At 55.9% G+C, this 14,071-nt stretch carries 12 protein-coding genes; 7 read left to right on the forward strand and 5 right to left on the reverse strand.

Features of this window, described 5'->3' with window-relative positions:
* Window positions 1-319: 319 nt before the first annotated feature.
* The gene (locus G536_RS27735; RefSeq protein ID WP_022824066.1) at window positions 320-2,776 is read right to left on the reverse strand and encodes a prolyl oligopeptidase family serine peptidase; all 2,457 of its coding nucleotides are present in this window, start codon (window positions 2,774-2,776) and stop codon (window positions 320-322) included.
* A gap of 264 nt (window positions 2,777-3,040) precedes the next feature.
* Here G536_RS27735 and G536_RS0113170 point away from each other — a divergent pair, with 264 nt between their 5' ends.
* Window positions 3,041-3,319 (forward strand): alpha/beta fold hydrolase family protein, encoded by a 279-nt coding sequence (locus G536_RS0113170; RefSeq protein WP_022824067.1) that lies wholly within the window; start codon window positions 3,041-3,043, stop codon window positions 3,317-3,319.
* A 684-nt stretch (window positions 3,320-4,003) separates the two neighbouring features.
* Here G536_RS0113170 and rsmG read toward each other — a convergent pair.
* From rsmG to G536_RS0113185, 3 genes are all read right to left on the reverse strand, one after another.
* Window positions 4,004-4,636: a 16S rRNA (guanine(527)-N(7))-methyltransferase RsmG gene (rsmG, locus tag G536_RS0113175; RefSeq protein WP_022824068.1), complete on the reverse strand. Its 633-nt coding sequence runs from the start codon at window positions 4,634-4,636 to the stop codon at window positions 4,004-4,006.
* Between the two features lie 201 nt (window positions 4,637-4,837).
* On the reverse strand, window positions 4,838-5,455 hold the full coding sequence (locus G536_RS0113180) for an RNA polymerase sigma factor (protein WP_022824069.1): 618 nt from the start codon (window positions 5,453-5,455) through the stop codon (window positions 4,838-4,840).
* Entirely contained in the window at window positions 5,446-6,573 is a 1,128-nt protein-coding gene (locus tag G536_RS0113185) for a glycosyltransferase (protein ID WP_026880145.1), read from the reverse strand. The genes G536_RS0113180 and G536_RS0113185 overlap by 10 nt, the downstream gene beginning before the upstream one ends.
* A gap of 188 nt (window positions 6,574-6,761) precedes the next feature.
* Here G536_RS0113185 and tgt point away from each other — a divergent pair, with 188 nt between their 5' ends.
* From tgt to G536_RS0113200, 3 genes are all read left to right on the forward strand, one after another.
* On the forward strand, window positions 6,762-7,892 hold the full coding sequence (gene tgt / locus G536_RS0113190; RefSeq protein WP_022824071.1) for a tRNA guanosine(34) transglycosylase Tgt: 1,131 nt from the start codon (window positions 6,762-6,764) through the stop codon (window positions 7,890-7,892).
* 661 nt (window positions 7,893-8,553) lie between these two features.
* On the forward strand, window positions 8,554-9,630 hold the full coding sequence (locus G536_RS0113195; protein ID WP_022824072.1) for an LptF/LptG family permease: 1,077 nt from the start codon (window positions 8,554-8,556) through the stop codon (window positions 9,628-9,630).
* Window positions 9,631-9,747: 117 nt separating this feature from the next.
* A complete protein-coding gene (locus G536_RS0113200; protein ID WP_022824073.1) occupies window positions 9,748-10,665 on the forward strand; it encodes a DMT family transporter in 918 nt (305 codons plus the stop codon).
* Window positions 10,666-10,733: 68 nt separating this feature from the next.
* Here the strand turns inward: G536_RS0113200 and ispE are convergent, their stop codons facing one another.
* Window positions 10,734-11,555 (reverse strand): 4-(cytidine 5'-diphospho)-2-C-methyl-D-erythritol kinase, encoded by an 822-nt coding sequence (ispE, locus tag G536_RS0113205; RefSeq protein ID WP_022824074.1) that lies wholly within the window; start codon window positions 11,553-11,555, stop codon window positions 10,734-10,736.
* A 154-nt stretch (window positions 11,556-11,709) separates the two neighbouring features.
* On the opposite strand from ispE, the gene G536_RS0113210 reads away from it, so the two are divergent.
* From G536_RS0113210 to G536_RS27740, 3 genes are all read left to right on the forward strand, one after another.
* On the forward strand, window positions 11,710-12,360 hold the full coding sequence (locus G536_RS0113210; protein ID WP_022824075.1) for a sugar transferase: 651 nt from the start codon (window positions 11,710-11,712) through the stop codon (window positions 12,358-12,360).
* Window positions 12,357-13,052 carry an acetyltransferase gene (locus G536_RS0113215; RefSeq protein WP_022824076.1) on the forward strand — a complete coding sequence of 232 codons (696 nt, stop codon included), beginning with the start codon at window positions 12,357-12,359 and terminating at the stop codon, window positions 13,050-13,052. The genes G536_RS0113210 and G536_RS0113215 overlap by 4 nt, the downstream gene beginning before the upstream one ends.
* Window positions 13,053-13,248: 196 nt before the next feature.
* Window positions 13,249-14,071, forward strand: an 823-nt coding sequence (locus G536_RS27740) for a DegT/DnrJ/EryC1/StrS family aminotransferase (protein ID WP_211223330.1), incomplete at its 3' end; no start/stop codon positions are given.

Consider the following 14,071-nt stretch of genomic DNA (forward strand, 5'->3'; position numbering starts at 1 on the left):
TAAAACGCTGCCATACGGGGTATTTCTGTACTTTTCAAACAACTGCCGTTGCTACATATTTTCTTAGGCTGTAAGATTTGCTAGCAGTTGAAAATAGCCTTCACTTGCTGCGACGTCAGGTGCACTGACAATGTAGCGTGGCTATGCTGGAAGACAAGAATAGTAGCAGCCTGTCACCTTTGCTGCGCTTAGCTACAGCTTGCGAAAAGCCCAACCTTGCGCTTAGGAAAGCAGCTAGGTAAGCACACATGAAAAAGCCTGAACTACCACTTGGTAATTCAGGCTTCTCGGTTTTTACTGTTTACTCTTTTTGCTGTAGTTAGTTTGCTGGCTTGAGTGGCTTCACGTATTTCTCTAGCCACGCATTCGTCTCCCACAACACGTGGAGCATATTCTCGCGGGCTGCGTAGCCATGCGCCTCGGCTGGCAGCACTATATAGCGCGCGGTAGCGCCCTGGCCTTTGAGAGCAGAAAAGTACCGCTCACTCTGGATGGGGAAAGTACCCTGGTTGTTGTCGGCCTCGCCGTGGATCAGCAGGATGGGCGTTTTCATTTTGTCGGCGTAGTTGAACGGCGACATCGTGTTGTACACTTCCGGTACCTGCCAGTAGCTGCGTTCCTCGCCCTGAAAGCCGTAGGGCGTGAGGGTGCGGTTATAGGCGCCGCTCCGAGCAATGCCCGCTTTAAACAAGTTGGAGTGCGACAACAAGTTGGCCGTCATGAATGCGCCGTAGCTGTGGCCCATCACGCCCACCCGGTCGGCGTCCACCACGCCCAGGCGTGCCCCTTCGTCAATAGCCGCCTTGGCACTGCTCACTAGCTGCTCGATGTAGGTATCGTTGGGGTCTTTGCTGCCCTCGCCCACTATCGGCACGCTGGCATTTTCTAGCACGGCGTAGCCCTGCGTAACCCAGAATACCGGCGAGCCACCACCTAGGCGCGTGAAGGTGTACGGTGAACCACTTACTTGCCCGGCAGTACTTTTATCCTTGAATTCCAGAGGATAAGCCGACATAAGTGTGGGCAGCGGACCGTCGCTTTTCTTGTAGTTTGGCGGCAGGTAGAGGTTGGCTGTCAAGTCCACACCATCGGCGCGCTTGTACTTGAGCACCTGCTTGGGGAAACTGCCCCCAAACGCCGCGTATGGATTCGGGAACTTGGTTACGGCCGTGAGCTTGTCTTTTTTAGTGGCGTCGCGCAGATAGTAGTTTGGCGACTGAGTGAGCGACTCGCGGCGGGTGAGCAGCTGCCGGTTTTTGCCGCTAGCATCAATAATGGCTACTGGCACCTCATACACGGGCGCCTGCGACCTCCACCAGCGGGTAGTCTTCTTGCTGCTCAAATCTAGCTCGTCCACAAAAGGCCGGTCACCTTCGGGCGAGGCTCCCATGCCCAGCAAGTACAGATTCTGACCCGAAGGTCCGCCCGTGAGCAACACCGATTTGCCTTGGGCATTGCGGTGCTCGTACGGCGTGCCGGGGTCTTTGTACTTATCCTCCGACGACCCCTCGAACAACACAGTGAGCGGCGCGGTCGGCTTGCTAGGGTTCAACTGCCACTTAGTCTCGTGGCGGTCGGCCCAGCGGTAGCCATCTACCAGGGCCAGTTGGCTGGTGCCCCAGCTTAGGCCGCCAAAGCGCATAGGCAACGCTACTAGCTCTTGTGGCGTGCCCGTAAATGGCGCTTCTAGAGTAAATATTTTATCGCGAATGTCTGCTTTCGTTTTGGGGTTGCCGCCGTCTTGGGCCTCCACGTAATAGAGCGTAGCGGGCACATCGGCGCGCCATCCGTGGTTACGTGGGCCAGTAGGCGCCGCATCATTGCCGATGGGTACGGCGTCAGCCAAAGGCAAATCAACCACTGATTTCACCGAGGCCCCGGTAGTTAGATCCAGCACATCAATGCGCTGCGGGAACCGGGTGATAGGTAGCGTGTAAGAATACGGCCGGTGGCGGGTACGCAGCATCACGTATTTGCCATCGGGTGAAGGCGAGGCGGTCTGAATCACGCCGGGCTGGCCCAGGGGCTGGGCTGTTCCATCGGCTACGTTCACCTTCACCAGTTGAGAGGTGGCATAGTAATCGAACAGTCGCTCGTCGGCGGGGTTTTTCAGCAGATCCTGATAAGTACGGGCCGCCGTTTTGATGCCGCCGCCGCTTTCCTGCACCGCCGGTCCAGTGGGCGCAGTGTCGGCCGAAGGCGCGGTACCCCGGCCCGCCGGCACGGTGCAAGCCAAAATCGTTTTGCTGTCAGAAACCCAATCGAAGGAGTTACCAAACGCATCGTTGAGGGGCGTGGCCAATAAGCGGCGCGCTGTGGCCCCGGCCACGTCGGCTATCCAAAGTTCCACGCGGCCGTCGGTACCGGAGCCGGGCACAGTTAGCGCAAAGGCTATGGTTTTATTATCGGGCGACCAGCTCACGTCACTGATCCGCGCTTGGGCTGGCAGGCCTTTCACCTCGATTTCGGCACCGTTGGGCAATGTTTTAAGCTTGATACCCACCGCGTAGCTCACCCGGCTCTGCCCGTTGGTACGCGGGTTCATGCGCAAGCCCGCCAGGCGCAGTTCAGGCTGCGCTAGCTCGGCCACAGTCGGAAAATCCTGCACTTGCAGCAAGGCCATTGTGCGGCCATTCGATGCGAGGCTAACGCGCGGCGTGGGCGGCGCCAGTAGCAGGTCTTGGAGGGCTTTGGGAGGTGTTTGATACTTGAAGTCCTGGCCCTCAGATACAACTGCAACGAGTAATAAGGTGGCGGAAAGAAACAGTGTTTTCATAGGCAGAAAGGAAAGAAGAAGCATTATGGCACGCGGCTACGAATGACAAGATAATAAGGACTAGGGTTGCGGCTAGTGCTTGCCAAGAAAACAAGTATTCATTTCTAATTCGGCAGCAACAGCAACTCTGCTTCTGTCGCGCGCCGCACAGCAGTTATGAAGAAAGCGAGGAAGAGGAAAGAACAAGAAGTCGGAGATAAATCAGCCAATTCGGGAACCCCGTGGCGCTAAATCTTTCAAGCTGATGGATAGTACCACGCATCTATGCACGGCTTCAAGTCGGCCGATGAGTATTACGAGCACGCCGCTTCCGGCCGCTACCTTGGCGCCATCCAAATCCCTACCCTGCTCGTCAACGCCCAAAACGACCCATTCCTAGCCCCCACCTGCTACCCACGGGAAGTGGCGGCTCGCAGCAAGTTCGTCTTCCTGGAAACGCCGCAAGCAGGCGGCCACGTCGGGTTTGCAGAAGGCACGCCCGATGGCGAGTATTATTCTGAACGCCGAGCCGTTGAGTTTCTGACGGCCGAGGTGCCAGGGTGATTACAATGGCTACCAATTTGTGAACAAAAACTGGTCAGCTAGCTGCTTAAGTTCTTACACATTGTATAGCTGGTCGTTAGGCCTTGTTTTCATTTCTTCCACTCACTGAAAGAGACGTTAAGATGGTGCCTATAGGACTCTATGGAAGGATAATTCATACAACAAGTCAATGGATTCTGAGTGCGTTACTTTATCTGGTCTAAAGGTGAGCGTATAGCGTCTCACCTGATAATAATGTTTGCTAACGGACTTGTCAGCTACTCTAAGAGTAAGTGCGTTTCCTTTTACCGTGTAGCGAAATGTTCTATATATCTCCTTGTCATGCCGGATGATCAATATATGAGAGGCAGTAAACTCTAAGTTAATTCAAACACTCTCTTCTTGCCCGCGCCACCGCCCTATCAAAGAATCTTCTGGCTGTGCTTGTTCCATCCGTTGAGCAGAATAGATTTCCAGAGAGTTCTGCATGATAGATGACCTCAACAACAAAGAGAGCAAGGCCAAGCTTGTAAAGGACACCATCTTGTAGGGATAAACAGTAAAGCTTAGCTGAACTACAGCACTAAGCATCTATTCCACTGCTGTGGCCATTTCTTTGCTCGTATTGTGTCCCTTGAACGAGGCTTCTGATTGAAGAAACTCGTAACAATGATTGTTGTCATTTAAGAAACGACACGAGCCTCCCTACCCCCTCCCACCCGAGTTAGTCGGCACGAACACCACCTTCTTTGTCTCGAAGAACTCTTCCGTGTAAAAATCCTTGAGGTCGGTAATAGTGGCCTTGAGGCCAGACTCTTCAATTTCTTCGGTTAGGTCGCCGCCCTTCAGGTAGTAAAGGCCGCTAGTGACGTCACCGTGGGGTTTGTAGCGGTGCGCAATCCAGGTGTGGAAGGTAGCCAAGCGGGCTACGGCGCGGCTCACTACGTAGTCGTACTTGGGGCGGAGCTGCTCGGCGCGGATTTGCTCGGCCGTAACGTTGGTGAGACCTAAGTCACGCGCCATTTCCTGCACGGCGTGAATCTTCTTGCCGATGCTATCCACGAGGTGAAACTTCACTTCCGGAAACAGAATAGCCAACGGCAAGCCCGGCAAGCCGCCACCCGTACCTACATCCAGCACCGAGGCGCCGGCCGGAAACTCCACCACTTTCGCAATGCCCAGGGAGTGCAGGAAATGGCGCTCTGCCAGGTTGTCAACATCAGTACGAGCTACCAGGTTGAGGCGCTCGTTCCAGCTACGGAACTCGGTATCGAGCTTCTGGAACAGCTGGCGCTGGTGGTCGGTAAGATGCGGAAAGTAGTGGTTGATGATATCCATAGTGCGGCAAAGGTAGTACAGCAGCCAAAGTCTGCGTACAATGATCCTATAAAGGTGGTCATGCAGAGCGTAGCGAAACATCTCGCCCGCTGACGTTGGAGAAAGAGCCCTGACGTCAGCACGCGAGATGCTTCGCTACGCTCTGCATGACGTTCTAATATGTACTGCATAAAAAAAGCCCCGACTAGCGGGGCTTTTCACTTATATGATTTCCTTCTTGTTTTTCACCATGTCATAGAGCAGCTCACGGGCGCGGTGCAGCTGGGCTTTCACGGTGCCGAGGGGAGCTTTTAGCTCCTGGGCTATTTCCTCGTAGCTCAGCTCATCGAAATAGCGCAGCGTCACGAGGCGCTGGTACTTATCAGGCAGCCGGGATACCACATGCTGCATGATTTCGATTTTCTGGTTTTTGATGGTCGATTCCTGCGGGTTCAGGTTTTGGTCGCGGAAGTCGATGGTGATTTCATCGCCGTTATCAATTTTGATAGCCGAGTCAATCGACATCGTTTTGATTTTATTCTTGCGAATAAAGTCGATGCAGTTGTTGGTGGCAATACGGAACAGCCAAGTGCTAAACGCAAACTCCGGGTTGAATTTGTGCAGGTTGCGGAAGGCTTTGGCGAAAGCCTCGATGGTAAGGTCCTCGGCATCGTCGGGATTCCGCACCATTTTCAGCACCACATGATATACCGGCTTCTTATAGATATGCATTAGCTCAGCATACGCCTTTTCATCGGTGTTTTCCACGGCGGCCCGAATCAACTTGAAGTCGTGCTTGGCCTTTGCTGAAAACTGTTTTTCCGGGTTGTTTACTTCCATCTGAGGGTACGGTAGAGGAACAGCGAGATTCCTAAAGCGAGATAATAAAAAAAGTAGACAAGGTCTAATACCGGCAGCAGCGCCGCTGGCAGGGAGTCGTCGAGGCGGCGGCTAAGGCGGAGATAGGTGCCCGTAATCAGTGCTGTGCGCACCGTCCATACAGCGGCCAAAGGTATCCAATCGGGGCGGGAAAACAGCAAAATCAAACTAATACCATGAAAAAGCATATTACTTCCCATAAAGGTTCCAATCCGCCATCGGTCGGGCGCCTTGTAGCGCCCTCCCGCCGACAAATGGCGCCTTTTCTGTCGCCACCACCCCGTCCAGGTTTCAGCTGGCTCACTTAAAGTGTGGGCTGCTGGCTCAGCTACCACGGCCACCCGCGCTCCTTGCGTCACGGCATCCTGCACCAGCAGGTCGTCGTCGCCGCTCAGGCTGCGGATGTGGGAAGCAAAGCCTTTGGTTGAGCGAAAGACCTGCGGCGTGTACGCAAGGTTGCGGCCCACGCCCATATAGGGTTTGCCACGCCATGCGAACGACAAATACTGCGTGCCCGTCAGTAATGTTTCAAACCGAATCAGCTTATTCAGAAATCCGGGAGCCTCAGTGTATGCTGAGTAGCCGAGCACCATATCGGCGGGGCGCTGGAAGCCGGCTTGCATGTACAGTAGCCAATGATTGGTGGCGGGTATGCAGTCGGCATCGGTGAACAGCAATTGGCCGTAGCGCGCCGTTTTGATGCCCAACGTTAGGGCGTATTTCTTGGGAGCTAGGCCTTCGGGCGTGCGGTCGATGGTGACGAGGCGGACGTGCGGATAGTATTGGGTGAGCTGCTGCACATACAGATAGGTGTCGTCGCCGGAACGGTCGTCGATGAGGATGATTTCGAAAGCGGCGGGATAGTCTTGTTTCAGGAGCAGCGGCAACAGGCGGCGCAGGTTCTCTAACTCATTGCGGGCGCACACCACTATGGATACCGGCTCGGCCCGCGCGGCATCGGGCTCTGGCTCGGGGGGCCGGTTGGCGAAGGGCAAAAAGTAGTAGCCCAGGTAGAAGAGCTGCACCAACACAGTGAGCAACAACAGCCACACGGCGGGGGAAAAAGGAACTGGCAACACAGGGCTGGTGAATTAGCCTGCAAAAGTAGGCATTCGAGGTGGGCGAAGTACCTTTGTATTCGGAAGCTAGGAGTTGGGAGCTAGAAGTTAGGAGAAATAAAAAGCCTTGAACAGCCTGTTGGCTATGGGTCCTTTTCTTCTGCCTTTTGCTCCTTACTCCCAGCTTCTAGCTCCTACCTTCTTCCAGAATGACCTTCGACTTAGTAACCCAAGACCCGCATACCAAAGCCCGCGCCGGCGTAGTCCACACCGACCACGGCTCAATTGAAACCCCCATTTTTATGCCCGTGGGCACGGCGGGCACCGTGAAAGCCGTGCAGCAGCGCGACCTGAAAGACGACGTGCAAGCCCAGATTATCCTCGGCAACACCTACCATTTGTACCTGCGCCCTGGCTTGGATGTGCTGCAAAAAGCCGGTGGCCTGCACAAGTTCAATGGCTGGGACCGGCCCATCCTCACCGATTCGGGCGGGTATCAGGTGTACTCGCTCAGCGGCACCCGCAAAATCAAGGAGGAAGGCGTGAAATTCCGCTCTCACATTGACGGCAGCCAGCACTTGTTTTCGCCCGAAGGCGTGATGGACATCCAACGCACCATCGGGGCCGACATTATCATGGCCTTTGATGAGTGCACGCCCTGGCCCTGCGAGTACGAATACGCCCGCAAATCCTTGGACATGACGCACCGCTGGCTCACGCGTTGCATTCAGCGCTTCGACAGTACCGAGGGGCACTACGGCTACTCCCAAACCCTGTTCCCGATTGTGCAGGGCAGCACGTTCAAGGATTTGCGCATCAAGTCGGCGGAGTTTATTGCCGAGCAAGGCCGCGAAGGCAACGCCATTGGCGGCCTGAGCGTGGGCGAGCCAGCCGAGCTGATGTACGAAATGACCGAACTGGTGTGCAACATTCTGCCCCAGGACAAGCCACGCTACCTAATGGGCGTGGGCACGCCAGCCAATATTCTGGAGAATATAGCGTTGGGGGTAGATATGTTCGACTGCGTTATGCCGACTCGCAATGCCCGCAACGGCATGCTCTTCACCACCCAGGGCATTATCAACATCAGCAACAAGAAATGGGCCGACGACTTCGAGCCGATTGACGCTGAACTAGGCGGCTACGTCAGTACGTTCTACTCGAAAGCCTACGTGCGCCACTTGTTCCACAGCAAGGAAATGCTCGGCCCGCAAATTGCCTCTATCCACAACCTCACGTTCTACTTGTGGCTGGTGAAGCAAGCCCGTCAGCAGATTCTGGCCGGCACCTTCCGCGAATGGAAAGACCAGATGGTGAAGCAGGTGATGACGCGGCTGTAGGTTTGCAGGAAATATGCTTTTTACACAACGCTTGCCTCGTATTCTTCTGTGGCTACTACTGATATTTCTCCCTACTCTTTACTGTGTATCATTTGTTGTAAGCGACTTCGTTAGCATCTTCCTTTATTTTTCGAGCCCGGAAATGGCGGACGGTCCAGTTAGTAACAGTCTGAATCCTTGGTCATATTATTTGAGACTTCTGATACTAGCTGTCCTCTGGCTTCACCCCTTGTGGATTGCCTTTATTTCATGTGCCTCTTTGCTCCTATTAGCAGCTTTTGTAGTTCGCATCACAAAAAGAAAACCTTTCACAAAGGATCCTTCATCAGTCATGCAGCTAGCAAGCAATTTGCTCATCTTGCTGTTTCTAGCTTATACCATGGGCAGTTTAATTCATTTTGCTAGTAGTCCTTGGCTAAGCGAATTTCCTCAGCAGCCAATACCCTCCAACTATTGGTGGCCTTACTATGGTTGGCCAGTTCAAGATTCGGTGGTGCAAGGCTGGACTATTTATCCTCCGCTGGGCATGGATCTACCCATGTCTCCTTGGGCTAAAGCAGCGTGCTTTAAGCTTGGAGCTTTACTGGCACTATTGGCAGCTCGGTACATATGGCTTCGTCGGAACAGAACATTGCTACAGCTATCAGCTAACAGCTAAACCATGAAACTGCTCGATAAATACATTCTCAAGAAATTTCTCACGGCCTTCTTCTTCACCGTAGTGGTGTTGGTGATGGTGATTTGCGTGATTGACTTCACCGAGAAGAACGACGACTTTCTCAAGCATAATCTGGGCATCAAGCAGATTATGTTGGAGTACTACGTGAACCTGTTTCCGTATTACGCCAACCTGCTCTCCCCTATTACCGTGTTTATTGCGGTGGTATTCGTGACGGCGCAGCTGGCGGCGCGCACCGAAATTGTGGCGATTCTGGCCAGTGGCGTGAGCTTCAAGCGGCTGCTAGTACCGTATTTGATGGGCAGCGCCATTCTGGCGGTGGTTACTATTGCCCTGACCGGCTGGATCATCCCGTACGCCAACAAAACGCGGGTCAACTTCGAGCGGAAGTACACCAAGAATCCCTACGTGTACAAAGGACGCAACGTGCACATCAAAATCGGACCGAACAGCTACGCCTACATGGAGAGCTACAACAACGTAAGCAACGTGGGCTATAAGTTTGCGCTGGAAACCGTGGAAGGCACCTTGCTCAAGCGCCGCATGACGGCCGAAGCCATTACCTGGGATTCCACCAAGCGGGCTTGGCTGCTGTCGCCGCAGTTGGTGCGCATCATCAACGGCCCCAAGGAAACGCTGCTGACACTACCCGCCCGCGACACTACGCTCAACCTCTACCCCAAAGACTTTGCCAGCACCTACCGCCTCAGCGAAACCCTGACCCTGCCCGAGCTGAACCGCTTTATCAAACAGAAAATAGAACGGGGTGCTTCTGATACACAGATTTATCTGAGCGACAAATACGAGCGGTACGCCTACCCTTACGCCATGTTCATTCTCACCATTATCGGGGTGATTATGAGTGCACGCAAGAGCCGGGCCGGCGTAGGCGGGCAGATTGCGCTGGGATTCGTGCTGGCTTTCGTGTTTATCATCTTCGTTATCCTCAGCCGAAACTTCGCCCAAGTCGGCGACTTGAATCCCATGCTGGCCGCCTGGATTCCCAGCATCGTTTTCACCTGCATCGGGCTGGTGCTCTACCGCGTGGTACCACGCTAACTAGTGAGCTTGTGAAGTTGTGAAATGGTGAATTTGGTGTTCTAACCGCGCAATCTGCGCGAGTCGCGCCACTTCAAAACCAACCTCACAATTTCACAACCTCACAACTTCACTCCTATGCTAAAAGACTACCTCCGCCTGCATTTTATCGTCCTGCTTTGGGGCTTTACGGCCATTTTGGGCAAGCTGATTTCGGTGCCGCCGGTAGAGCTGGTATTCTGGCGGACCTTACTGGCTACGGGTGGGCTAGGCGTACTGCTGACCGCCCGCAAGGTGGGATGGCGCGTGGCGCCCACAGAAGCCTTGCGGCTGCTGGGCGTGGGCGCACTGGTGGCAGCACATTGGATTACGTTCTTTCTGGCGGCGCGCTTGTCGTCGGTGAGTGTGTGCTTAGCGGGCATGGCCACGCTGGCCCTCTGGACCTCGTTGCTGGAGCCGCTGCTGCTGTGGCGACGGGTACGGCTGTACGAAGTTGGGCTGGGGCTGCTGACGATGGTGGGGCTGTACCTGGTATCGAGGGCAGAGTTGGACCAGCTGGCGGGGCTACTGGTGGCCATTTTGTCGGCGGGGCTTTCGGCCCTGTTTAGCGTGCTGAACTCGCAGCTGGTGAAGCGTCATGCGCCGCTACGGCTTACCTTCTACGAAATGGCGGGTGCTGGCCTCAGTATTGCGCTTTTCTTTCCGCTCTACAGCCATTATTTCACCGAGGGCAATGGATTGCAACTTGCGCTGCACGGCTACGACTGGCTATGGCTGGGGCTATTGGCAGGCGTGTGTACGGTGTACGCCTTCTCGGCGTCGGTGGAGTTGATGAAGCGTCTTTCGGCTTTCGTCGTGAATTTGACCATCAACCTGGAGCCGGTGTACGGCATCTTGCTGGCGGTGCTGCTGCTCGGCAGCGAAGAGAAAATGTCAACGGGGTTCTACCTCGGCACGCTGGTTATCCTGTTCAGCGTGCTTATCCACCCCGTCCTCGACCAATGGAACAAGCGCCACCAGCCAAAGCCCGAAGCCGCCGACGTGTTGGTGGGGTAAAGGTGCACTATTGAGGTGGTGATTTTGATGGCGTGAGTCTGCGCAATACACCGTCTAACTCACTATTTCTACAACCTTCCGTCCCAGACCAGATACTGCGCAGGCAGCTCCAGCTTTGGGGGCAGTTCTCGGCCGGGGAACAAGCCGTACACAGCCGAGCCCGAGCCCGAAAGGCTGGCGTAGGCTGCCCCGGCCGCGTACAGTTGCTGCTTAATTTCGCCTAGCACCGGATAAATGGGCGTCAGGGCATCCTCGAAATCGTTGCTGACGGTGTTGCGCCAGGTTTCTAGCGGCTGGCGTAGGGCTTGGCGTAGGTCGTGGCGCGGTGAGGCCGCGGATACGCGGGCGTAGGCTTCGGCCGTGCTGATGTGCAAACCGGGATACACCACTTTGCAGGCGGTACCGGTCAGGTTGAGGCTGATTTCCTCGAATACGTCGCCTTTCTCGTAGGCAAAAACCGGCTCGTTGGCTACAAAAAACGCGCAGTCGGAGCCCAGCTGGCGGGCATAGGCCTGCAACTTCTCGATTGGTAGACCCAGCTGAAACAGGTCGTTCAGGGCCTTCAGCGCAAAGGCCGCATCAGCCGAGCCGCCACCTAGGCCAGCTCCAATCGGCACCACTTTGTGCAAGTGCAGCTGTACCGGCGGCAGGTTGAAATCAACCCGCAGTAGCTCGTAAGCGCGGCGGCAGAGGTTGGTGGCCGGGTCACCGGGGATAGAGATGCCGGTCAGGGCAAGGGTGGTTTCGGTACCGTTAGGGGCAGGCAGCACTTCCAGCGCGTCGCACCACGGCAGTGGCACAAACACCGATTCGAGGTTGCGGAAACCGTCGGGCCGCTGGCCCGTGACGTAAAGGCCGAGGTTGAGTTTGGCGTTCGGAAAAACGAGCATGGGCTAAAGGTAATGGTCAGTTTCGAGTCTTCAGTTGTCAGTTGTGAGTGTGCTTTCGATCAAACGTACGCTAATCTGGCAACCGACAATTCGAAACTGATAACTCTCAACTGTCAACTGATAACTTGCAACCCAAACCGCTTCGTCTACCCGTATGTCTGACCCAACCAACTGGTATAGCCGCTGGGGCAAGCGCGTGCTGGATGTAGGACTGGCGACGCCTTTGTTTGTGCTTACGCTGCCGCTGCTACTACTCACGGCGGGCGCACTTGCTGTCCAGAACCGAGGACCGTGGCTGTTCAGGCAGCTGCGGCCGGGTTTGCACGGCCGGCTGTTCACGCTCTATAAGCTGCAAACCATGACCACCACTCACCACGCTAATGGGCAGTTGCTTCCGGATGCGCAACGCCTGCCTCGTTTGGGCCGTTGGGTGCGCGCCGCTTCGCTCGATGAGCTGCCACAGTTGTGGAACATACTACGCGGCGACCTAAGCTTGGTGGGGCCTCGGCCGCTGCTACCCCAGTATTTGCCATTGTACTCGACTGCGCAGGCCCGTCGCCATCTGGTGCTGCCAGGGCTTACCGGCTGGGCGCAGGTGAACGGCCGCAATGCCATCAGTTGGGAGCAAAAATTCCTGTTCGATACGTGGTACGTTGATAACCGCAGCTTCGCTCTCGACCTGCGGATTCTGCTGCGCACGGTATTGCGCGTGCTTGGCGCCCGGGGAATCACCGCGCCCGGCCAAGCCACCACCACGCCGTTTCGCGGCTCAGCTTCTTCCTCCCCCCACTCTTCCTCCCTATGACGACGCCGTTTCCCCTCAATCAGCCAACTCCCGACACGTCGTCGGTCCGGCCGCTGGCCATCTTCGGGGCGGGCGGCCTGGGCCGGGAAGTATTGGTGCTGGTTCACCAGATCAACGAGCAGCGCCCTACCTGGCACCTCACCGGCTTCTACGACGACGTTCGGCCGGCTGCTGATACGCTGCATGGGCTCCCCTACCTTGGTACCGCCGCCGACCTCAACGCCACACCAAGTCCGCTACACGTGGCCGTAGCGGTAGGCAACAGCCAGAGCCGGGCCGCAGTGGTACGCCAGCTCACTGCGCCAACGTTGTCGTTTGCCACTCTCATACATCCCAGTGTGGCCTGCGCGCCGTATCAGCAACTGCAAATCGGGGCAGGTTGTGTTATCGGTCAGGGCTGCATCCTGACCACCGATATTGTGCTGGGCCAGCACGTACTGCTTAATCTGGGCTGCACCGTTGGGCATGATGCCGTGCTGGAAGATTTCTGCTCCCTGATGCCGCACGCTAACATTGGCGGCGCAGCGCACCTGGCAACTGGCGTGTATCTGGGCACCAATGCCACCGTTATCAACCAGGTGCGGGTGGGCGCGCATACTATTGTGGGCGCTGGGGCCGTAGCCGTCCGCGACCTGCCAGCCCATTGTACTGCAGTGGGCGTACCGGCACAAGTAATCAAATCCAGACAGTAGCAAGCGTAATACCAAGTGCGTTTATAATGCCGGTATCTTGTTGAAAGTCACGCCTCTGTACTTAACGCTTAATTAGCTCTACTCGACAGCTATGCAGGTTTTCGGCGGTTGCTAAAGTGCGTGTCGCCACCTTTGCGGCAAATCTTCCTTTCTGTTACCCTTAGGCACAAGCTGCGGCTGCGGCCCTGTTCAGTTCATGCGTAGTCAGGATTACGACCGTCTCTACTTGTCGCCGCCCCACCTCGGCCGCCACGAAATCAACTACCTGCATAAGGCGCTAGAAGATAATTGGGTGGCCCCAACCGGTCCTAATTTGGATGGGTTCGAGCGGGACATCTGCGAGTTTACCGGTGCCAAGCATTGCGTAGCCCTTACCTCAGGCACAGCCGCTATTCACCTCGGGCTCATCGTGTTGGGCGTGGGGCCGGGGGATGAGGTGCTATGTCCGTCGTTCACGTTTGTGGCTACCGCCAACCCCATCACCTACCTCGGGGCCACGCCGGTGTTTATCGATAGTGAGCCCGCCACCTGGAACCTCTGCCCCGATCTGCTGCGTGAAGCCATCGAAGACCGAATCAGACACGGGCACCGGCCCAAGGCACTTATTCTGGTGCATCTGTACGGGATGCCGGCCAAGCTGCGCGAGTTGTTGGACGTGGCCGCGGCCTACGATATTCCGGTGCTCGAAGACGCCGCCGAAGCGTTGGGCGCGCATTACCAAGGCCAGCCGCTGGGCACGTTTGGAGCCGTGGGTGTCTTTTCTTTCAACGGAAACAAAATCCTGACTACTAGCGGTGGTGGTGCCTTAGTAACCAACAGTACCGAATACGCTCAGCAGGTCCGGTTCCTAGCTACCCAGGCCAAAGACCCCGCACCTTACTACCAGCATTCCGTTACGGGCTACAATTACCGCCTTAGCAATCTGCTGGCTGGTATCGGGCGGGGCCAGATGGAACTGCTAGCCGACCGGGTGAAGCGGCGGCGCGAGATTCACAGCTGGTACCGGGCACATCTGGCTA

This window comes from Hymenobacter norwichensis DSM 15439 (assembly GCF_000420705.1).
In the GTDB taxonomy this organism is placed as follows: Bacteria; Bacteroidota; Bacteroidia; order Cytophagales; family Hymenobacteraceae; genus Hymenobacter; species Hymenobacter norwichensis.